The 19,279-nt window shown below is 74.0% G+C and carries 17 protein-coding genes; 8 read left to right on the top strand and 9 right to left on the bottom strand.

Annotated features, from left to right (window positions below):
- The first annotated feature begins 177 nt into the window (after nucleotides 1-177).
- Entirely contained in the window at nucleotides 178-2,130 is a 1,953-nt protein-coding gene (locus ACFQ8Y_RS17095; RefSeq protein WP_430586231.1) for a beta-N-acetylglucosaminidase domain-containing protein, read from the top strand.
- A 69-nt stretch (nucleotides 2,131-2,199) separates the two neighbouring features.
- On the opposite strand, the gene ACFQ8Y_RS17090 is transcribed toward ACFQ8Y_RS17095, so the two are convergent.
- Both ACFQ8Y_RS17090 and ACFQ8Y_RS17085 read right to left on the bottom strand, forming a co-directional pair.
- Nucleotides 2,200-3,051, bottom strand: coding sequence for a TrmH family RNA methyltransferase (locus ACFQ8Y_RS17090; RefSeq protein WP_430551774.1), 852 nt, complete (start codon nucleotides 3,049-3,051; stop codon nucleotides 2,200-2,202).
- Between the two features lie 57 nt (nucleotides 3,052-3,108).
- Nucleotides 3,109-4,128 (bottom strand): AraC family transcriptional regulator, encoded by a 1,020-nt coding sequence (locus ACFQ8Y_RS17085; protein ID WP_430551773.1) that lies wholly within the window; start codon nucleotides 4,126-4,128, stop codon nucleotides 3,109-3,111.
- 136 nt (nucleotides 4,129-4,264) lie between these two features.
- Between ACFQ8Y_RS17085 and ACFQ8Y_RS17080 the strand changes: the two genes are divergently transcribed.
- Nucleotides 4,265-4,954, top strand: coding sequence for an NAD(P)-dependent oxidoreductase (locus tag ACFQ8Y_RS17080; RefSeq protein ID WP_430586230.1), 690 nt, complete (start codon nucleotides 4,265-4,267; stop codon nucleotides 4,952-4,954).
- A gap of 68 nt (nucleotides 4,955-5,022) precedes the next feature.
- The gene (locus ACFQ8Y_RS17075) at nucleotides 5,023-5,571 is read left to right on the top strand and encodes a GNAT family N-acetyltransferase (RefSeq protein WP_430586229.1); all 549 of its coding nucleotides are present in this window, start codon (nucleotides 5,023-5,025) and stop codon (nucleotides 5,569-5,571) included.
- Nucleotides 5,572-5,607: 36 nt separating this feature from the next.
- Here the strand turns inward: ACFQ8Y_RS17075 and ACFQ8Y_RS17070 are convergent, their stop codons facing one another.
- The 6 genes from ACFQ8Y_RS17070 to ACFQ8Y_RS17045 all read right to left on the bottom strand — a co-directional run bounded on the left by ACFQ8Y_RS17070 (nucleotide 5,608) and on the right by ACFQ8Y_RS17045 (nucleotide 12,979).
- Nucleotides 5,608-7,629 (bottom strand): ABC transporter ATP-binding protein, encoded by a 2,022-nt coding sequence (locus ACFQ8Y_RS17070; RefSeq protein ID WP_430586228.1) that lies wholly within the window; start codon nucleotides 7,627-7,629, stop codon nucleotides 5,608-5,610.
- Nucleotides 7,626-9,377: an ABC transporter ATP-binding protein gene (locus ACFQ8Y_RS17065; protein ID WP_430551769.1), complete on the bottom strand. Its 1,752-nt coding sequence runs from the start codon at nucleotides 9,375-9,377 to the stop codon at nucleotides 7,626-7,628. The genes ACFQ8Y_RS17070 and ACFQ8Y_RS17065 overlap by 4 nt, the downstream gene beginning before the upstream one ends.
- The gene (locus tag ACFQ8Y_RS17060) at nucleotides 9,377-10,141 is read right to left on the bottom strand and encodes a TetR/AcrR family transcriptional regulator (protein WP_430563008.1); all 765 of its coding nucleotides are present in this window, start codon (nucleotides 10,139-10,141) and stop codon (nucleotides 9,377-9,379) included. The genes ACFQ8Y_RS17065 and ACFQ8Y_RS17060 overlap by 1 nt, the downstream gene beginning before the upstream one ends.
- A 140-nt stretch (nucleotides 10,142-10,281) precedes the next feature.
- Nucleotides 10,282-11,469 carry an SPFH domain-containing protein gene (locus ACFQ8Y_RS17055; protein ID WP_430551767.1) on the bottom strand — a complete coding sequence of 396 codons (1,188 nt, stop codon included), beginning with the start codon at nucleotides 11,467-11,469 and terminating at the stop codon, nucleotides 10,282-10,284.
- Nucleotides 11,470-11,577: 108 nt separating this feature from the next.
- On the bottom strand, nucleotides 11,578-12,057 hold the full coding sequence (locus ACFQ8Y_RS17050) for an NfeD family protein (RefSeq protein WP_430551766.1): 480 nt from the start codon (nucleotides 12,055-12,057) through the stop codon (nucleotides 11,578-11,580).
- 124 nt (nucleotides 12,058-12,181) lie between these two features.
- On the bottom strand, nucleotides 12,182-12,979 hold the full coding sequence (locus ACFQ8Y_RS17045; protein ID WP_430551765.1) for an ABC transporter ATP-binding protein: 798 nt from the start codon (nucleotides 12,977-12,979) through the stop codon (nucleotides 12,182-12,184).
- An 86-nt stretch (nucleotides 12,980-13,065) separates the two neighbouring features.
- On the opposite strand from ACFQ8Y_RS17045, the gene ACFQ8Y_RS17040 reads away from it, so the two are divergent.
- Complete coding sequence (locus tag ACFQ8Y_RS17040; protein ID WP_430551764.1) at nucleotides 13,066-13,839, top strand: hypothetical protein; 774 nt, start codon at nucleotides 13,066-13,068, stop codon at nucleotides 13,837-13,839.
- A gap of 31 nt (nucleotides 13,840-13,870) precedes the next feature.
- Here ACFQ8Y_RS17040 and glgA read toward each other — a convergent pair whose 3' ends face one another.
- The gene (glgA, locus tag ACFQ8Y_RS17035) at nucleotides 13,871-15,175 is read right to left on the bottom strand and encodes a glycogen synthase (protein WP_430563007.1); all 1,305 of its coding nucleotides are present in this window, start codon (nucleotides 15,173-15,175) and stop codon (nucleotides 13,871-13,873) included.
- A 65-nt stretch (nucleotides 15,176-15,240) separates the two neighbouring features.
- Here glgA and glgC point away from each other — a divergent pair, with 65 nt between their 5' ends.
- From glgC to ACFQ8Y_RS17015, 4 genes are all read left to right on the top strand, one after another.
- Nucleotides 15,241-16,485 (top strand): glucose-1-phosphate adenylyltransferase, encoded by a 1,245-nt coding sequence (glgC, locus tag ACFQ8Y_RS17030; protein WP_430551762.1) that lies wholly within the window; start codon nucleotides 15,241-15,243, stop codon nucleotides 16,483-16,485.
- On the top strand, nucleotides 16,478-17,215 hold the full coding sequence (gene serB / locus ACFQ8Y_RS17025) for a phosphoserine phosphatase SerB (protein ID WP_430586227.1): 738 nt from the start codon (nucleotides 16,478-16,480) through the stop codon (nucleotides 17,213-17,215). Before glgC ends, serB begins: the two co-directional genes overlap by 8 nt.
- Nucleotides 17,216-17,291: 76 nt before the next feature.
- Nucleotides 17,292-18,716, top strand: coding sequence for a purine-cytosine permease family protein (locus ACFQ8Y_RS17020; RefSeq protein ID WP_430551760.1), 1,425 nt, complete (start codon nucleotides 17,292-17,294; stop codon nucleotides 18,714-18,716).
- The gene (locus ACFQ8Y_RS17015; RefSeq protein WP_430551759.1) at nucleotides 18,713-19,279 is read left to right on the top strand and encodes a cysteine hydrolase family protein; all 567 of its coding nucleotides are present in this window, start codon (nucleotides 18,713-18,715) and stop codon (nucleotides 19,277-19,279) included. The genes ACFQ8Y_RS17020 and ACFQ8Y_RS17015 overlap by 4 nt, the downstream gene beginning before the upstream one ends.

Genomic DNA, 19,279 nt, shown 5'->3' with positions numbered 1-19,279 from the left:
TCTGACTCACGTAGGTGAGGCTAACCTTCACCTCCGGGTTTCGTCATCCCCCCGTTGCGTAATTCAGTGTGGCGCGGGTCACCAGCGGACCCCTCGGCGACGACCCCGTCCTCCTGTTGACAGGAGCATCGACCTTCGTCAGGGTGGTCGAACTGGTCTAGACCAATGGAGGTTTCCATGACCACCGTCAGACGACGACTCGCCGCCGGCACGCTCACGGCCACGATGCTCCTCGCCGCCGGCGTGACGACGACCGCGTCCGCGTCGCCCGCCACCCGGGACGACCTTCCCACCGTCAGCCCCGCCCCGCAGGAGATCTGGCGTTCCGACGACGACCTCCGCCTCCCCCGGTCCGTGGACGTCGTGGTCGACGCCGACACCGATGACGCGGCACGCGACGCGCTCACCGGCGCGCTGCGGGAGCACGGGGTGCGCGCCGTCGTCCGCGACGCGGACGACCGCCGCCCGGCCCGCGGGGAGGTCCGGCTCCTCCTCGGTGACGCGTCGCGCACCGACGTCCGGGCCGCCCTGGGCCGCGTCACGGTGCCCGACCACGACGAGGCGTACGCGGTGCAGGTCGACGGGCACCGGGGCCGCGGCACCGTCGTGCTCGCCGGGGCGGACGCGACCGGCCAGTTCTACGCCGTCCAGACCCTCGAGCAGCTCCTGGTCGACGGTCGCCGGGGCACGACGCTCGTCGGCGCCACGGTCCGCGACTTCCCCGCCATGCCGCTGCGCGGCACCATCGAGGGCTTCTACGGCGAGCCGTGGACGCACGCCGAGCGGCTGGACCAGCTCGCCTTCTACGGCGACGTGAAGGCCAACACCTACGTCTACGCCCCGAAGGACGACCCGTACCACCGCGAGAAGTGGCGCGAGGACTACCCGGCCGACAAGCTCGCGGAGCTCGCCGAGCTGGTCGAGGCCGCGACGGCGAACCACGTGCGCTTCACGTTCGCGCTCTCCCCCGGCAACAGCGTCTGCTACTCCGGCGACGAGGACATGGCGGCGCTGGAGCGGAAGTTCCAGGCGCTGTACGACGTCGGCGTCCGGGCGTTCAGCGTCCCGCTCGACGACATCGACTACTCGCGCTGGGCCTGCGACTCCGACCAGGAGGCCTACGGCGACCCGTCGCCGGGGAACGCCGGGAAGGCCCAGGCGGACTTCCTCACCCGCGTGCAGCAGGGCTGGATCGAGACGCACGACGGCGCCCGGCCGCTGCAGATGGTGCCGACGGAGTACTACAACACCACGGAGTCGCCCTACAAGGCCGCGCTGCGGGAGACGGACGAGGACGTCGTCGTCATGTGGACGGGCAACGACGTGGTGCCGCAGTCGATCTCGGTGGACCAGGCGATCGAGGCGGACACCGTCTTCGGCGGCCCGACCTTCCTGTGGGACAACTACCCGGTCAACGACTACGGGCAGACCAGCGGACGGCTCCTCCTCGCGCCGTACGACAAGCGCGAGCCGGGTCTGTCGGACCACCTGGCCGGGATCGTCTCCAACCCGATGAACCAGGCCGCGGCGAGCAAGGTCGCCGTCTTCGGCATCGCGGACTTCGCGTGGAACGACCGCGGGTACGACCGCGACCGGAGCTGGGTCGAGGCGATGCGCTACCTGGCCCACGACGACCGCGACGCGGTGGAGGCGCTCCTGGCGTTCGGGGACCTCAACCACCTGGCGCCGAGCTTCGGCGACCCGTGGCAGCCGCAGGCGCCCGCCCTCGCGGCGGAGATCGGCGACTTCTGGGAGCGCTGGGAGGCCGGCCACCAGGCGGCGGCGATCGCCCGCCTGCGGGACGACGCCCGGACGGTCGCGGGCCTCCCCGAGACGCTCCGGCGGTCCGGTGTGGACCCCGCCTTCGTGTCGGACGCCGCGCCCTGGCTGGAGGCGAACGACCTGTGGGGCGACGCGTTCCTCGCCACGCTCGACGCCGCCCGGGCCGACCTGCGCGGTGACGCGGCGCGACGCGACGCGCTGCTCGCCCGGGCCGACGCCTCGGCCGAGGCGGCCGCCCAGGTGATCGTCGACCCCCCGGACAACCGCTGGGGCGCCGCCCCGGTGAAGCTGGGCGACGGCGTGCTCGACGTCTTCCTCGACGACCTGACGGCCGAGCTGAAGGGCTGATCGGGTCGCCCGCAGGGGGCGGACGACGGGGGTCGGTGCGACGCGCCGGCCCCCTCGTCCGCGCCGGGATCAGGCCCGGGTCGCCCAGAACGCCACGGCCGACGCGGCCGCGACGTTGAGCGAGTCCACTCCCCCGGCCATCGGGATCCGCACGACGACGTCCGCCGCCGCGACCGCCCCTCGCGAGAGCCCGTCGCCCTCGGTGCCGAGCACCATCGCAAGCCGCTCGGGCGGGTCGGCCACCAGGTCGTCGAGGGACACGGAGTCGTCGGCGAGGGCCAGCGCCGCGACGGTGAAGCCGTCGTCCTGCAGCGCGTGCAGGCCGCCCGGCCACGACTCCAGCCGCGTCCACGGCACCTGGAACACCGTGCCCATCGAGACCCGGACCGACCGGCGGTAGAGCGGGTCGGCGCAGCGCGGCGAGACGAGCACCGCGTCCACCCCGAGCGCCGCCGCGGAGCGGAAGATCGCCCCGACGTTCGTGTGGTCGACGATGTCCTCCAGCACGGCGACGCGGCGCGCGCCGGCGCCGGCGCGCGCCCCGGCGAGCAGGTCGTGCACGGAGGGCAGCACCGGCCGGTGCATGGCCGCGAGCGCCCCGCGGTGCAGGTGGAAGCCGGTGATCCGCTGCACGACGTCGTCCGGGCCGACGTACACGGGGACGTCGGGATGGGCGGCGAGCACGTCGGCCAGGGAGTCGAGCCACTTCTCGCCCATGAGGAACGACCGGGGACGGTGGCCCGCCTCGAGGGCCCGCCGGATCACGGACGACGACTCGGCCATGTACAGCCCCTCGGCGGGCTCGCGCACGGAGCGGAGCTTCACGTCCTTGAGGTCGGTGTAGTCGTGCAGGCGCGGGTCGGCGGGGTCGGTGACGCGGGTGGTGCGGGCGTCGTCGACGCCGGGCTCGGGGGTGCTCACCGGGGCATTCTCCCCCGCGCGCGCCCGCGCCCCCCACCGGTCCGGCCCCTCCGCCCCTCAGCGCGCGAGCACCTCGGCAAGGGTGCGCGCCGGGCCGGAGGAGCGCCACGCGCCCGGCGTCGCGCCGTGCCGCCGCACGAAGGCGCGATGGAAACCCGGCACCGAGTCGTAGCCGACCTGCCGGGCCACGCGCTCGACGCTCGCGTCCGGGTCGCGCAGCAGCCGCGCGGCCGCGTCCATCCGGCACCCGGCCACGTAGGCCATCGGCGGCTCGCCCACGGTGCGGGCGAACCGGTCGGCGAACGCGGACCGGGACAGGCGCGCGACGGCGGCGAGCGACTCCAGCGTCCATGGCCGCTGGGGTTCCGCGTGCACGGCGCGCAGCACGGGCCCGAGCGCCGGGTCGCGGAGCGCGGCGATCCACCCCGACGCCGGCTCCTCCGCCTCGAGCCAGCGGCGCACCACGTGCACCAGCAGCACGTCGGCGAGCCGGGCCGTGACGACGTCCGTGCCCGGCCGCGGGTGGCGCACCTCGTGGTCGATCGCCGCGACGACGGCGCGCACCCAGTCGCCGTCCGACCCGTCGTCGCCCGCGCCCGGCCCGCTCGCGGCGTCCGGCGCCCGCAGCACCGCCGGCAGGCTCGCCAGCAGGCGGCCGACCCCCGGGTCGGTGAACCCCACCGCCCCGCAGACCAGGGCCGCCGGGCGCCCGCCCCCGTCGATCCGGAGCTGCTCGTACCGGTCGGCGACCACCGTGCGGTCGACGTCCCAGAGCCCGGTGGCGGGGTCGTCGGCGGTCCCGGTGATCGCGTGCCCGGCACCGTGCGGCACCAGCACGAGGTCGCCCGGGCCGAGGTCGTGCCGCCCGCCCTCGACGTCGACGACGGCGCGGCCGTCGAGCAGCAGGTGGAACATCAGGACGCCCGGCAGCGCGGGCATCGCGATGCCCCAGGGCTCGGAGAACCGGCCGGTGGAGCAGAAGACGGCGTCCATCTCGAGGGTCCCGAGCACGTCGACCCAGGGGTCGACCTGCGGCTTTCCGGCACCGGGGACGGGGAGCAGGGCGGCGTCGCTCATCCCGCCATCGTCCGCCCGTCCCGGACGAACGGTCAAGACTCCTGGATGACACCTCATGGTTCGTCCGGTGATCGGGCGGAAGTCTGGAGCCAGACGCCGGGACCGCACGGGGCCCGGCACGACGAGGAGGACTCTCATGGACGTCTTGGTGGTCGGAGCGACGCGGGGCAGCGGCCTCGCCGTCACCCGCGAGCTGGTGGCCGCGGGGCACCGCGTGACCGCGTTCGGCCGGACGGCGAGCACCGCGTTCGCGGCACCGGTCTCAGGTCTGGACGCGCAGCGGGGCTCCCTGCGACCCGTCGACGGCGACGCCCTCGACCCGGAGGCGGTCGCCAAGGCCGTCGCCGGGCAGGACGCCGTCGTCGTCACGCTCGGCATCTCGGACAACCCGCTCGCCGTGCAGTGGCTGCGCCGGTCGAGCACCCCGCCCGACGTGCGCTCGCGCGGCACCGCGACCGTGGTCGCGGCGATGCGCGAGACCGGCGTGCGCCGGCTGGTCGTGCAGAGCACGTACGGCCTCGGCGACTCGTGGGCGCACCTCGACCTCACGTGGAAGCTGGTGTTCCGGTTCGTGATCGGCCGCCAGTTCACCGACTCGGGCCGGCAGGAGGAGGTGGTGCGCGGAAGCGGCCTCGACTGGACCCTCGTGCGGCCCGTCTCGCTCACCGACGCCCCCGACGACGGCACGGCCGTCGACCCCGCCCACGTCACGACCGACGACACCCGGCGCGGGCTCAAGGTGTCGCGCACGCAGCTCGCGCGCGTGCACGCCGGCGCCCTCGCCGACGCGGGGACCATCGGCGCCACGCTCAGCGTCTCCGCGTGACGCCCGCACCATCCCGCGGGGGCCCCGACCGGCGCGAGCCTGTCGGGGCCCCGTGCCACGATCGCGGGGTGACCTCCGACGCGACCTCCGACGCCCCGGCCCGCACTCCCGCCGTCGTGCTCCGCGACCGCACGGCGGCCGACCTGCCCGCCCTCGTCGACGTCCTCGCCGCCCAGCAGCCGGCGTCGGGCTACCCGCACCGGTGGCCGCTGCCCTTCCCGACCGAGGAGTTCCTGGTGCGGCCGGACGAGGAGCACGCGTGGGTCGCCGAGCTCGACGGCGCGGTCGTCGGGCACGTGAGCGTGACCTCCGTGCCCGACGACCGGTTCGGCGCCATCTGGTCCGCCGGCGCCGGCCGCCCCGTCGAGGAGCTGGGCTGCGTGTCGGTCCTCTTCGTCGGCCCGGGCGCGCAGGGCCGCGGGGTCGGCGGCGCGCTGCTCGACGTCGCCGTCGCGCACCTGCACGCGCAGGGGCGCACGCCGGTGCTCGACGTCGACGACCGCGACGGCGTCGCGCACGCCGTCTACCTGCACCGCGGGTGGCGCGTGGTCGGCGAGGCCCGGTTCGACTGGCAGCGCGAGGGGGCGCCGCCCGCCCGGATGCTCGTCCTCCCCTGATCCCGGCCCGCGGGGAGGATCGGGCGAGCGGCGGGGTCAGACGCCGGCGGGACCGGCGACCGCGTCCTCCTCGTCCACCGCGGGGGCGCTGAACTGCGACTCGTACAGCCGCGCGTAGGCACCGCCCGCCGCGAGCAGCGTGTCGTGGTCGCCCTGCTCCACGATCTGCCCGTGCTCCATCACGACGATGGTGTCGGCGTCGCGGATGGTCGACAGACGGTGCGCGATGACGAACGACGTGCGGTTCGCCCGCAGCGCGTTCATCGCCTGCTGCACCAGCACCTCGGTACGGGTGTCGACCGAGCTCGTCGCCTCGTCGAGCACGAGGATCTCCGGGTCGGCGAGGAACGCGCGGGCGATGGTCAGCAGCTGTTTCTCGCCCGCCGAGAGCGAGGTCGCCTCGTCGTCGAGCAGCGTCGCGTACCCGTCGGGCAGCGTGCGCACGAACGGGTCCACGTGCGTGGCCTCGGTGGCCGCGAGGAACTCCGCCTCGCCCACCTGGTCGCCGTCGCGCACCCCGTAGCGCAGGTTCTCCTCGATGGTGCCCTTGAACAGCCACGTGTCCTGCAGCACCATGCCGATCCGCGAGCGCAGGTCGTCCCGCGTCAGGTCGCGCGTGTCCACGCCGTCCAGCGTGATGCGGCCCTCGTTCACCTCGTAGAACCGCATGAGCAGGTTGACGAGCGTCGTCTTGCCGGCGCCCGTGGGGCCGACGATCGCGATCGTCTGGCCGGGCTCCGCCACGAGGTCGAGGTGCTCGATGAGCGGCGTCTCGGGGTCGTAGGAGAACGAGACGTCCTCGAACGCCACGCGGCCGCGGACGTCGCCGAGCCGGCGGGGGTCCGCAGGGTCCGGGTCCTGCTCCGGGGCGTCGAGCAGCTCGAACACCCGCTCGGCCGACGCGACGCCGGACTGCAGCAGGTTCATCATCGACGCGATCTGCGTGAGCGGCTGCGTGAACTGCCGCGAGTACTGGATGAACGCCTGCACGTCGCCCAGGGACAGCTGCCCCGAGGCCACGCGCAGGCCGCCGATCACGGCCACGATCACGTAGTTGAGGTTCGCGAGGAAGCCCATCGACGGCTGCATCGTGCCGGAGATGAACTGCGACTTCCGCGACGCGTCGTAGAGCGCCTCGTTCTCGGTCCCGAACTTCTCCGCCGCCGCCTCCTGGCGCCCGTAGACCTTCACCAGCGAGTGGCCGGTGAACATCTCCTCGACGTGCGCGTTGAGGCGCCCGGTGGCCGCCCACTGCGCCACGAACTGCGGCTGCGACCGCTTGGCGATCTGCATGGTCAGGACCACCGACAGCGGCACGGTCACCAGCGCCACGAGCGCCAGCACCCACGAGATCCAGAACATCATCCCGAGCACGCCGATCACCGTGAGCACGGAGGTCACGAGCTGCGCGAGCGTCTGGGTCGTCGTCTGCGCGACGTTGTCGATGTCGTTGGTGACGCGCGAGAGGATCTCGCCCTTGGCCTGCTTGTCCACGTAGCTCAGCGGGATGCGGTGCAGCTTGGCCTCGACGTCGTCGCGCAGCCGGCGCATCGTGTTCTGCACGGCGATCGTCATGATCCGCGCCTGCAGCCACCCGAAGAGGAACGCGCCCAGGTAGATGGCGAGCACCCACAGGAGGATCTCGCCGAGGCGGGTGAAGTCCACGCCCCGGCCCACGACCACGTCCGGCAGCGAGGAGATCAGGCCGGCCTGGGCGCTGTCCCCGGAGGCGCGCAGCATGGCGGCGGCCTCGTCGCCGGTCGTGCCCGCGGGGACCCCGGCCACCGCGAGCGCCTTGCCGACGAACCCCGCGAAGATGACGTTGGTCGCGTCGCCGAGGATCTTCGGGCCCGCCACGGTGAGCGCCACCGAGACGATGCCGCACAGGGTGAGCAGGACGACGCGCGCCCGCTCGGGACGCATCACGCGGGCGAACCGCACGAGCGACCCGCGGAAGTCCATGGCCTTGGCGCCCGGGGCCCCGCCCATGCCACCCATGGGGCCGCCGCCGCGCGGGCCGCCGGCGGGACGGGCAGGGGCCTTGCGTTCGGTGCTCATGCCGCCTCCTCGAGGGACATCTGGGAGGAGACGATCTCCTGGTAGGTCTCGTTGTCGGCCAGCAGCCCGGCGTGCGTGCCGCGCCCGACGATGCGGCCGTGGTCGAGCACGAGGATCTGGTCGGCGTCGCGGATCGTCGCCACGCGCTGCGCGACGACGAGGACGGTCGCGTCCTGCGTGCGCGGCCGCAGCGCCGCGCGCAGCCGCGCGTCCGTGCTGTAGTCGAGCGCCGAGAACGAGTCGTCGAACAGGTACACGCGCGGGCGCCGGACGACGGCGCGCGCGATCGCGAGCCGCTGCCGCTGACCGCCGGAGAACGTGGTGCCGCCCTGCGCCACCGGCGCCTCGAGCCCCTCGGGGAGCGCCTCGACGAAGTCGCGCGCCTGCGCGATCTCCAGCGCGGCCCACATCTCCTCCTCGGTGGCGTCGGCCTTGCCGTAGCGGAGGTTGTCCGCGACCGTGCCGCTGAACAGGAACGCCTTCTGCGGCACCAGGCCGAGCTGCGACCCGAGGTCACCCGTCGCCAGGTCGCGCACGTCGACGCCGTCCAGGAGCACGCGGCCCTCGGTGACGTCGAAGAGCCGCGGCACCAGGTTGAGCAGCGTCGTCTTGCCCGCGCCGGTCGAGCCGATGATCGCCGTCACCCGGCCGGGCGACGCGGTGAACGCCAGGTCGTGCAGCACCGGCTCGTCGGCGCCCGGGTAGCGGAACCCGACCCCCTCGAAGCGCACCTCGCCGCGCGGCCCCTCGCCGTCGGCCAGGGAGGAGAGGCTCACCGGCGCCGCCGGCTCCGTCACCGACGTCTCGGTCTCGAGCACCTCGCTGATGCGGCCCGCGGCGACCGAGGCGCGCGGCACCATCATCACCATCATCGTCGACATCATCACGGCCATGAGGATGTACATGATGTAGCTGAGGAACGCCATGAGCGCCCCCACCTCCATCTGGCCGTTGTCGATGCGCTGCGCCCCGAACCAGAGCACGGCGACGCTGGAGGCGTTCATGATGAGCATGACCATGGGGAACGCCAGCGCCATCAGCTTGCCGGCGTTCAGCGACGTGTCGTACAGCGCCTCGTTGGTGGCGCCGAAGCGCTCCAGCTCGCGGTTCTCCCGGACGAACGCGCGCACCACCCGCAGGCCGGTGATCTGCTCGCGCAGCACGCCGTTGATCGCGTCGATCCGCTTCTGCATCGCCTTGAAGTACGGCACCATCCGCCACATCAGCAGGCCCATCGCGATACCGAGGACGGGCACGACGACCAGCAGCAGCGCGGACAGTTCGACGTCCTCCTGCAGCGCCATGATGACGCCGCCGACCAGCATGATCGGCGCCATCACCATGATGGTGAACGTCATGAGCACGACCATCATCACCTGCTGCACGTCGTTGGTCGTGCGGGTGATGAGGGACGGGGCGCCGAACTGCCCGAGCTCGCGGGCGGAGAAGCCCTGCACGGAGTCGAACAGGTCGCGGCGCACGTCGCGGCCCAGCGCCGTCGCGGCCCGGGCGCCCAGGAACACCGCGCCGACCGCGCACAGGACCTGGACGAGGCTCACGAGGAGCATCCAGCCGCCCACGCGCATGATGTAGGCCGTGTCACCGGTCGTCACACCGTTGTCGACGATGTCCGCGTTGAGGGACGGCAGGTACAGGGAGGCGAGCGTCGCGAGCAGCTGGAGCACCAGCAGCAGGCCGACGGCGCCGGCGTACGGGCGCAGGTAGGTCCGCGCCAGGGAGACGAGCATCAGGGCTCCTGGGGGTGGGGGGTCCGGGGCGTCGCCGCCCCTGGGGGGTTCTCGGACGGAGCGTTCGAGGCAGTGTTCGTCGTCGTGGTGGCCGCGGGCACGTGTTTTTCTCCTCGATCCTCCGCGATGCCGTGCACGAGCGCATCGGCGACGACCCGGGGCGAGGGCGCGGGCAGCAGGTGGTCGACCCGCGCGTGCGTGCCGGCGATGCTGGCCTCGACGAGGGCCACCGCGACCTCGATCGGCACCCGGAGCCGGTGCTCGTCGGGCTGCAGCACCCCGATCAGCCCGGCGACGGTGGCCTCGCGCTGCTGCTCGCGCTGCTGCGCCAACTGCGCCCGGAAGTCCTGCACGTGCCCGGGCTCGACCTGGTCGCGCGCACCGGTGCGGTGGTGCAGCGCGCGCAGCACGCCCATCCAGCGCATGACGTCGGTCATCCGGCGGCGGCCGAGCTCGATGACGCGCTCGAGCCGCTCCTCGAGGGGCGCCTCCCGGTCGATCGCCGCGAGCTCGGCGCGCGTCTCGACCGGCCCGGAGGCCCGGTGCAGGCCCTCGACCGCCACCGCGCCGATCAGGGTGAGCTTGTCGCCGAACGCCCGGAACAGGGTGCCCTCGGCGATGCCCGCGGCGTCGGCGAGCTCGCGGCTGGTGACGTCGAGGCCGAACTCGCCGACGAGCGGGAGCACGGCGTCGATGATCGCCGAGCGGCGGTCGTCCGGCGCCATAGGCGCGGCGCGACCGGTCGGCGTGGGCGTGGGACTCATGAGCGCCACACTAAATGAGTGAGCACTCACTCCGCAACGTCACGCGCGGACCTCCCCCCTCCCGGACGGCCGGGACGGGCACGACGAGAGGGCCGCCACCCCACGGGGTGACGGCCCTCTCGATCGCAACCCTGCGCGACCTACTGCTGCGGCTCCTCCGGCTCGCCGCCGAGCGAGCGCGGCTGCGCCCCGGGAGCCGGCGGCGCCGTCGGGCCGTCGGACGGCCGCTGGCCACGCTCGGCCGACGGGTCGAACGGCGCGCCCGAGCGCGTGCCCGCGCTCGTCGCGTCGGCCGTGGCGGCCTCCGCCTGGCGCCGCGCCTCCGCGAGCGCCTCGCCCGGGTCCTCGAGGGCCTGCGCGGGGAGCGACGACGGTCGCGGCCGCGCCTCGGCCCCGCCCTCGTCGCCCGACGGCGGGGTCGGGATCCCCGGCGTGCCCGGCACGCCACCGAAGCCCTGGGCGATGGACCCGAGGGCGGCGGTGAACTCGGTCGGCACGACCCACAGCTTCGAGGCGGTGCCGTTCGCGATCTGGGGCAGCATCTGCAGGTACTGGTAGGCCAGCAGCTTGGGGTCGGCGTCACCCTGGTGGATCGCGTCGAAGACCTGCAGGATGGCGCGGGCCTCACCCTCGGCCGTGAGGATCGCCGACTGGGCGTTGCCCTCCGCGCGCAGGATCTGCGACTGCTTCTCGCCCTCGGCCGTCAGGATCTGGGACTGCTTGACGCCCTCGGCCGTGAGGATCGTGGCGCGGCGGTCGCGCTCGGCGCGCATCTGCTGCTCCATCGCACCCTGCACCGAGGCGGGCGGCTCGATCGACTTCAGCTCGACGCGGTTCACCCGCACGCCCCAGCGGCCGGTGGCCTCGTCGAGGACCCCGCGCAGCTGGCCGTTGATCTGGTCGCGGCTGGTGAGCGTCTGCTCCAGGTCCATGGACCCGACGACGTTGCGCAGCGTGGTGACCGTGAGCTGCTCGATACCGGTGATGTAGTTCGCGATCTCGTAGACCGCCGACTTCGGCTCCGTCACCTGGAAGTAGATGACCGTGTCGATGCTCACCACGAGGTTGTCGCTCGTGATCACCGGCTGCGGCGGGAAGGACACGACCTGCTCGCGCAGGTCCACGCCGGCGCGGATGCGGTCGACGAACGGCACCAGCAGGTGCAGCCCCGGCTCGAACGTCTTGTTGTAGCGGCCCAGGCGCTCGACGATCAGCGCCGTCGCCTGCGGCACGATGCGCACGGCCTTGACCAGCGCGACGATCAGGACGATCGCCAGGATGATGAGCACCACGTAGAGCACGATGGTGCCTGGTTCGGTATCGGACACGTCGGTCCCTTCCGTCGACCTGGTCGACATCAGACGGTGCCGCCGGGGCACCCGGCGGGTCGTACGGGTCCCTGCTCGGTGCGGTCAGGGCCACCCGAGCCACAACCGTCAGGCGGTGTGCTCGGGCTGCTCGTGCGTCGTCGCGACCGGCTCGACCACGGCGGTGGCGCCCTCGATGCGCAGCACGCGCACCTCCGCTCCGACCGGGACGCGCCCGGTGGAGTTCGGGATGCCGTCGTCCTCGAGCCGGGCGCTCCAGACCTCGCCCTGCAGCTTGACGCGGCCGCCGGTCTCCGTGACCTCGGCCAGCACGACGGCCGACCGGCCGATCTGTGCCGCGGCGTTGGTCTCCACGAGAGGCGTGCGCTGGCGCAGGTGGCGCAGCAGCCACGGGCGGAGCGTGAAGAGCAGCAGCGCCGACACGATGCACGCCACGACGATCTGGAGCCAGAGCTCGCCGCCGGCCGCGGCTGTCACCGCACCGCCGAGCGCGCCCCCCGCGAGCATGATCAGCACGAGGTCCAACGAGAGCATCTCGATCGCGGCGAGCAGCAGCGCGCCTCCGACCCACCACAGCCAGGAGTCCACGGTTCTCTCCCCTCGTCGTCCCTCGCGGGAGCGTGCGGTGCCGGGAGACCCTCAGAAAAGCGACGCCCCCGCCACCATGTTTTGCACAGACTTTACCAAGCCTGAGCCGACGCGGGAAGCCGTTTCAGCGACCGGCGGGTCGCGCCGCGCGGGCCAGCCAGCGGCCTCCGCCGTGGGCGACCATCAGCGGGGTGCCGAACGCCTGCGAGAGGTTGTCCGCGGTGAGCACCTCGTGGATCGGCCCCGCGGCCTGGATGCCGCCGCGCTTCATGAGCATGAGGTGCGTGAACCCCGGCGGGATCTCCTCGACGTGGTGCGTCACGAGCACCAGGACCGGCGACGCCGGGTCGGCCGCGAGCTCGGCGAGCGCCCCGACGAGCTCCTCGCGGCCGGCGAGGTCCAGGCCCGCCGCGGGCTCGTCGAGCAGCAGGATCTCCGGGTCGGTCATGAGGGCGCGGGCGATCTGCACGCGCTTGCGCTCGCCCTCCGACAGCGTGCCGTAGAAGCGGTCCGCCAGGTCGGCGACGTCGAACGCCGCCAGCAGGTCCTTGGCGCGCTGCTCGTCGAACTCCTCGTACGTCTCCTGCCAGCGGCCGGTCACTCCGTACGCCGCCGTGAGCACGACGTCGCGCACGGTCTCGCTGCCCGGGATCCGGTCGGCGAGGGCCGCGGAGGCGAAGCCGATACGCGGGCGCAGCTCGAAGACGTCGACGCGGCCCAGCCGCTCGCCCAGGAGCTCGGCGGTGCCGGCCGTGGGGTGCGAGCGCGCGGCGAGGATCTGCAGCATGGTCGTCTTGCCGGCGCCGTTGGGGCCGAGGACGACCCAGCGCTCGCCCTCGTTCACCTGCCAGTCCACGGCGTCGAGGATGGTGGTGGTACCGCGTCGTACGGTGACGCCCTGCAGGTCGAGAACCGCGCTCATGAGGCCCGACCCTACCCGAGCCGTGCGCCGGGACGGCTCGCGTCCCGGCCTGCGACGACGGTGCCGGGACGTCTACCCTGAGGCCCGTGGAGACCGACCCGACCGCGCTGCCCCGCAGCGTCGTGCTCGCGCTCTGGCTCGCCACCGCCGGCGCCGCGCCCGGCGTGGTGGTGCGCAACGTGCAGGGCGACGACGAGCCGCACGGCGTCGTCGGGCTGCCCGGCCGCGCCGACGAGGACGACGCCGACCTGCGCGACCTCGTCACCGCGTGGCTCGCCGGGCCCCGCGAGGTCTGCGCCCTGCTGCCCGCGCCCGGCGACCTGGGCGGCGCACCCGCCGCGGTGAGCGCCGAGGCCACGGACGCCGGGGAGTGCGTGATGATCACCACCCCGGCCGGGTCGTGGGCCGCGGTCCCCGCGGTCACGGCGTTCGGCAGCGCGCTCGAGCCCGGGCACCTCGTGGCGTGGCAGGTGCGGCCCGTGCCCGCCTGGTCGACCCACGTCGCCGGGACCCTCGGCTCGCTCGCCGACGCCGAACGGGAGCTGCGCACCAGCCTCGTCACCGCGACGGACGCGCTCGACTCCCTCGACGTCGCCCGGTGGCGCGACGACGCCGCGGACGCCATCGAGCGGCTGCGCGGCGGCAGCACCGACGCCTGGCCCGTGCCCGCGCTGGACGGCCGGCGGGCCCGCGTGCTGCAGCTCGCGACCCGGCTGCTCGCGATCGTCGACCTCGCGACCGTCGACGACGGCGGCGCCGTGAACCTCTGGCAGTCGGACCAGCGGTCCACCGCCCTGCGCGAGGTGGAGCGCACCGCGCGGCACGCGCTCAGCGCCGCGACGTACGCCTCGGTCCGCTGACGGCACCGACGGCCAGTCGCCCGGCGTCCGGTCAGCCCGCGAGGACCGACCGGTAGACGTCGAGGGTGCGCTCGGCCACCGCCTCCCAGGAGAACAGCTCCTCGGCCCGGCGCCGGCCGGCCTCCCCCAGCCCCGCGGCCCGCGCCGGGTCGGCGAGCACCCGCTCGAGGGCGGCCGCCAGGTCCCCCACGAACCGCTCCGGGTCCAGCGGCGTGCCCGTGCCGTCGTCGGCCTGCTCGATCGGCACCAGCGCGCCCGTGACGCCGTCGTCGACCACCTCGGGGATGCCGCCGGTCGCGGTGCCGACGACGGGCAGGCCCACCGCCATCGCCTCGAGGTTGACGATCCCGAGCGGCTCGTACACCGAGGGGCAGACGAAGACGGTGCTCGCCGCGAGCACGGCGACGAGGTCCGGGCGCGGCAGCATCTGCTCGATCCAGACCACCCCGGCCTCCGCGCCGGTGCCGCCGGGCCCGGCGACGCCCGTGCCGCCCCGCGCCCGGCGCAGCTCGGCCACGAGCCCGCGCACCTCGGCCATGAGCTCCTCGGTGTCGGGGGCGCCCGCGCACAGCACGACCTGCACCTCGCGCGGCAGCCGTGCCGCGGCGCGCAGCAGGTACGGCAGGCCCTTCTGGCGCGTGATCCGCCCGACGAACACCACGGCCGGGCGCTCGGGGTCGATGCCGAGGTCGCGGACGACGCGCTCCGCCGCGGGGTCGCCCGCCGGCGGACGCCGCCAGCCGGCGAGGTCGATCCCGTTGTGCACGACGTGCACCCGGTCCGGGTCCAGCTCCGGGTAGACCCGCAGGATGTCGGAGCGCATCCCGGCGGACACGGCGACCACGCCCGCGGCGCCCAGGTAGGCCGTGCGCTCCGCCCACGAGGACAGGGCGTACCCGCCGCCGAGCTGTTCCGCCTTCCAGGGCCGCAGCGGCTCGAGCGAGTGCGCCGTCACGACGTGCGGCACGCCGTGCAGCAGGCCGCCGACGTGCCCGGCGAGGTTGGCGTACCAGGTGTGCGAGTGCAGGACGTCGGCCCCTCCGACGTCCTGCGCCATCGCCAGGTCCACGCCGAACGTGCCGAGTGCCGGGTTCGCGGAGGCGAGCTCGGCCGGCACGCCGTACCCGGTGACGTCCGCCCCGGCGTCGTCGCCGGTGCGCGGCCCGTCGAAGCAGCGCACCCGCACGTCGACGTGGCGGCGCAGCACCGCCGACAGCTCGGCGACGTGCACCCCGGCGCCGCCGTAGACGTGCGGCGGGTACTCGCGGGTCAGCAGGTCGACCCGGAATGGGCGGCTCGCTGGGCTGCTGGACGGGCTGCTCGTCGACGTGCTCACGCGGCCAACCTAGCGGGGTCGGCGGGTCGCGGGCGCGGCGGCCCACGACGCCCTAGGGTCGGAGCATGGCGTCGACCCAGCCCCGCGTGCTCGCGATCGTCCTCGCCGGGGGCGAGGGCAAGCGCCTCATGCCGCTCACCGCGCACCGTGCCAAGCCTGCGGTCCCCTTCGGGGGCATCTACCGGCTCGTCGACTTCGCGCTGTCCAACATCATCAACTCGCACTACCTGCACGTCATCGTGCTGACCCAGTACAAGTCGCACTCGTTGGACCGGCACATCTCCAAGACGTGGCGGATGTCGTCGCTGCTCGGCAACTACGTGTCGTCCGTGCCCGCGCAGCAGCGGGTCGGCAAGCACTGGTACCTCGGCTCGGCGGACGCCATCTACCAGTGCCTCAACATCATCGACGACGAGCGGCCCGACATCGTCGTGGTCGTGGGCGCCGACCACGTGTACCGGATGGACTTCTCCCAGATGGTCGAGGCGCACGTCTCGTCGGGCGCCCGCGCCACGGTCGCGGCGATCCGGCAGCCGATCGCGATGGCCGACCAGTTCGGCGTCATCGAGGTGGACCGCGAGGACCCGACCCGGATCAGCGAGTTCCTCGAGAAGCCCGAGAGCCCGGTGGGGCTGCCCGACTCCCCCACCGAGGTGCTCGCCTCGATGGGCAACTACGTGTTCGACGCGGACGCGCTCGTCGAGGCCGTCACGAAGGACTCGGCCGACCCGGACTCCCGGCACGACATGGGCGGCGACATCATCCCCGCGTTCGTCGCCGAGGGCACCGCCGGCGTGTACGACTTCATCCGCAACGAGATCCCCGGCTCCACCGACCGCGACCGCGACTACTGGCGCGACGTCGGCACCATCGACGCCTACTTCGAGGCCAACACCGACCTCATCGCCGTGCAGCCGGTCTTCAACCTGTACAACCAGGACTGGCCCCTGCTCACCGGCTACACGGGCCTGCCGCCGGCGAAGTTCGTGCACGCCGGGCCGGGGCGCCTGGGCCACGCCGCCGACTCGATCGTCTCGCCTGGTGTCCTCATCTCCGGCGCGACCGTCGCAGGGTCCATCCTGTCCCCGGGCGCGCACCTGCACTCCTGGGCCACCGTCACGGACGCCGTCGTGATGGACAACGTCCAGGTGGAGCGGCACGCCCAGGTCCACCGCGCCATCCTCGACAAGAACGTGGTGGTGAGCGAACGGGCCCGGGTCGGCGTCGACCACGACGAGGACCGGGCCCGGGGGTTCACCGTCTCGGAGTCGGGGATCACCGTCGTCCCGAAGGGCACCGTCGTTGCTTGATCCCGCTCGTACCGCCCCCGCCCCTCGCAACACCGAGAACGGCGGCGCCGGGGCCCCCCGCCGTCGGCTCGTCGTCACCGACGTCGACTCCACGTTCATCACCGCCGAGGTGATCGAGCTGCTCGCCGACCACGCCGGCACCCGCGCCCAGGTCGCCGAGGTGACCGAGCGCGCGATGCGTGGCGAGCTCGACTTCGCCGGCTCGCTGCGCGAGCGGGTCGCCACGCTGCGCGGCGTCCCCGTCGAGGCGCTCACCGCGGTGCGCGAGGCCGTCGTCCTGACCCCCGGCGCCGCCGACCTCGTGAGCGAGGTGCACCGGCGCGGCTGGGAGTTCGGCCTCGTCTCGGGCGGCTTCGCCGAGATCCTCGGCCCGATCGCCGACGCGCTCGGCATCGGCCGCTGGCGCGCCAACCGCCTCGAGGTGGCCGACGGCGTGCTCACCGGCCGCACCGTCGGGCCGGTCGTCGACCGTGCCGACAAGGCCGCCACGCTGCGCCGCTGGGCCGCCGAGTGCGGGCTCGAGATGGTCGACACCGTCGCCGTCGGGGACGGCGCCAACGACCTCGACATGATCGACGCCGCGGGCATCGGCATCGCCTTCGCCGCGAAGCCGCTGGTGCGCGCGCAGGCGCCGTTCAGCGTGGACGGACCCCGGCTCGACGACGTGCTCGGCGTCATCGACGCGGTGGACGCCGCCGCGGGCCGCGGGCCCGGCACCGCGCAGCCCTGAACCGGCAGCCCTGAGCCGGCAGCCCCTAGCCGGCAGCCGTAGCGCGAACCGCCTGGCAGGGGCCAGGATCGGTGCCATGGCGACGACGGTCGAGACCAACGCGCTCAACACCATCGACGAGTCCGAACGGCACGGGCGACCCCGGGACCTGTTCTGGCCGTGGTTCGCGGCCAACGTGTCCGTGCTGGGCCTCGGCTACGGCGCGTACCTGCTGGCCTTCGGCGTGTCCTTCTGGCAGGCCGTGGTCGTGGGTGCGGTCGGCATCGTGGCGTCGTTCCTGGCCTGCGGGTTCATCTCGCTCGCAGGACGGCGCGGCTCGGCGCCCACGATGGTGCTGAGCCGGGCGGCGTTCGGCGTGGACGGCAACCGGCTGCCGTCGCTGCTGTCCTGGATCCTCACCGTGGGCTGGGAGACGGTGCTCGTCGCCCTCGCGACGCTCGCCACCGCCACCGTGCTCGGCACCCTCGGGTGGGGCGGCGGCACCGTGACGCAGGTCGTGACGCTCGCCGTCGTGGCGCTGGTCGTGGTGGCCGCCGGGATCTTCGGGTTCCAGCTCGTCATGCGGCTGCAGCAGGTGATCACCGTGCTGACGGCGGTGCTCACCGTGGTGTACGTGGTGCTCGTCGCGGGCCACGTCGACTGGGCGACGGTCGCCGCGATCCCGCCGGGGAAGGCGCCCCAGGTGATCGGCGGGCTCGTCTTCATGATGACCGGGTTCGGCCTCGGCTGGGTGAACATGGCCGCCGACTACTCGCGCTACCTGCCGCGCACCGCGTCCGGGCGGGGCGTCGTCGGCTGGACGACGTTCGGCGCGTCCCTGCCGCCCGTCCTGCTCCTGGTCGCCGGGCTCCTGCTGGCCGGGTCGGACCCCGCCCTCGCCGACGCGATCGGCACCGACCCGATCGGCGCGCTGGCCGTGCTGCTGCCGGAGTGGTTCCTGATCCCCTTCATGGTCGTGGCGCTGGCCGGGCTGATCGGCGGCGCGGCCCTCGACATCTACTCCTCCGGCCTCGCGCTGCTGTCGCTGGGGCTGCCGGCGCCGCGCTGGGTGGCCGCCGCGATCGACGGCGTCCTCATGGTGCTCGGCGCGATCTACGTCGTCTTCGTCGCCGACGACTTCTTCGGCCCGTTCCAGGGCTTCCTCATCACGCTCGGCGTGCCGATCGCCGCCTGGTGCGGCGTCCTGCTCGCCGACATCGCGCTGCGGCGGCGGGACTACGCGGACGACGAGCTGGGCGACCGCCGCGGGCGGTACGGCAGCGTGCGCTGGTCCGCCGTGCTGCTCGTCGTGGCCGGCACCGCGATCGGCTGGGGGCTCGTCACCAACACCTACGCGGGCTGGTTGTCGTGGCAGGGCTACCTGCTGGGGCCGCTGGGCCTCGGCGGGCGGGACGGGGAGTGGGCGGGCGCCAACCTCGGCGTGCTGGTCGCCCTCGCGCTCGGGCTGCTCGGCACGTTCGTGCTCTCGGCGCGGGCCGTGCGCCGGCAGGAGGCGGCATGAGCGCCCCGACCCCCGGCGACGGCGGCGCCGCCCTCGTCGTCGTCGACATGCAGGTGGTCTTCGGCCGACCGGGCAGCCCGTGGGCCTCCCCCGGCTTCGACGCCGCCGCCGACGCCCTGCGTCGCCTGCTGCCCGCGTTCGCCGGGCGCACCGTGTGGACGCGCTACGTGGCGCCCCGCGCACCGCAGGGGGCCTGGCGGGAGTACTTCGCGCAGTGGCCGTTCGCCCTCGTGCCGCCCGACGACGCCCTGTACGGATTCGCGGACGGCCTGGACCCCGCGGGGGCGCCCGTCGTCACGGCGACGACGTTCGGCAAGTGGGGGCCCGAGCTCGACGCGGCAGCGGGGCACGCCTCCGAGCTGGTGGTGGCCGGCGTCTCCACCGACTGCTGCGTGCTGTCGACGGTGCTGCCCGCGGCCGACGCCGGTCGGCGGGTGCGCGTGGTGGCCGACGCCTGCGCCGGGGCGAGCGCCGCCGATCACGAGCGGGCGCTCGACGCGATGCGGCTCTACGCGCCGCTCGTGGAGGTCACGACCGTCGACGAGGTGCTGGGCGCGGTCTGA

The organism is Isoptericola sp. NPDC056605 (assembly GCF_042792795.1).
GTDB lineage: Bacteria > Actinomycetota > Actinomycetes > Actinomycetales > Cellulomonadaceae > Isoptericola.
The sequence above is the reverse complement of the archived record's forward strand: the minus strand, read 5'-3'. Positions and strand labels throughout refer to the sequence as shown.

Coding starts and splice junctions, on each gene's coding strand:
- ACFQ8Y_RS17095 (WP_430586231.1), top strand. CDS start 178: ATGACCACCGTCAGACGACGACTCGCCGCCGGCACGCTCACGGCCACG.
- ACFQ8Y_RS17085 (WP_430551773.1), bottom strand. CDS start 4,128: ATGAGCGACGCCGCCCTGCTCCCCGTCCCCGGTGCCGGAAAGCCGCAG.
- ACFQ8Y_RS17080 (WP_430586230.1), top strand. CDS start 4,265: ATGGACGTCTTGGTGGTCGGAGCGACGCGGGGCAGCGGCCTCGCCGTC.
- ACFQ8Y_RS17070 (WP_430586228.1), bottom strand. CDS start 7,629: ATGAGCACCGAACGCAAGGCCCCTGCCCGTCCCGCCGGCGGCCCGCGC.
- ACFQ8Y_RS17065 (WP_430551769.1), bottom strand. CDS start 9,377: ATGCTCGTCTCCCTGGCGCGGACCTACCTGCGCCCGTACGCCGGCGCC.
- ACFQ8Y_RS17060 (WP_430563008.1), bottom strand. CDS start 10,141: ATGAGTCCCACGCCCACGCCGACCGGTCGCGCCGCGCCTATGGCGCCG.
- ACFQ8Y_RS17045 (WP_430551765.1), bottom strand. CDS start 12,979: ATGAGCGCGGTTCTCGACCTGCAGGGCGTCACCGTACGACGCGGTACC.
- glgC (WP_430551762.1), top strand. CDS start 15,241: ATGGCGTCGACCCAGCCCCGCGTGCTCGCGATCGTCCTCGCCGGGGGC.
- ACFQ8Y_RS17020 (WP_430551760.1), top strand. CDS start 17,292: ATGGCGACGACGGTCGAGACCAACGCGCTCAACACCATCGACGAGTCC.
- ACFQ8Y_RS17015 (WP_430551759.1), top strand. CDS start 18,713: ATGAGCGCCCCGACCCCCGGCGACGGCGGCGCCGCCCTCGTCGTCGTC.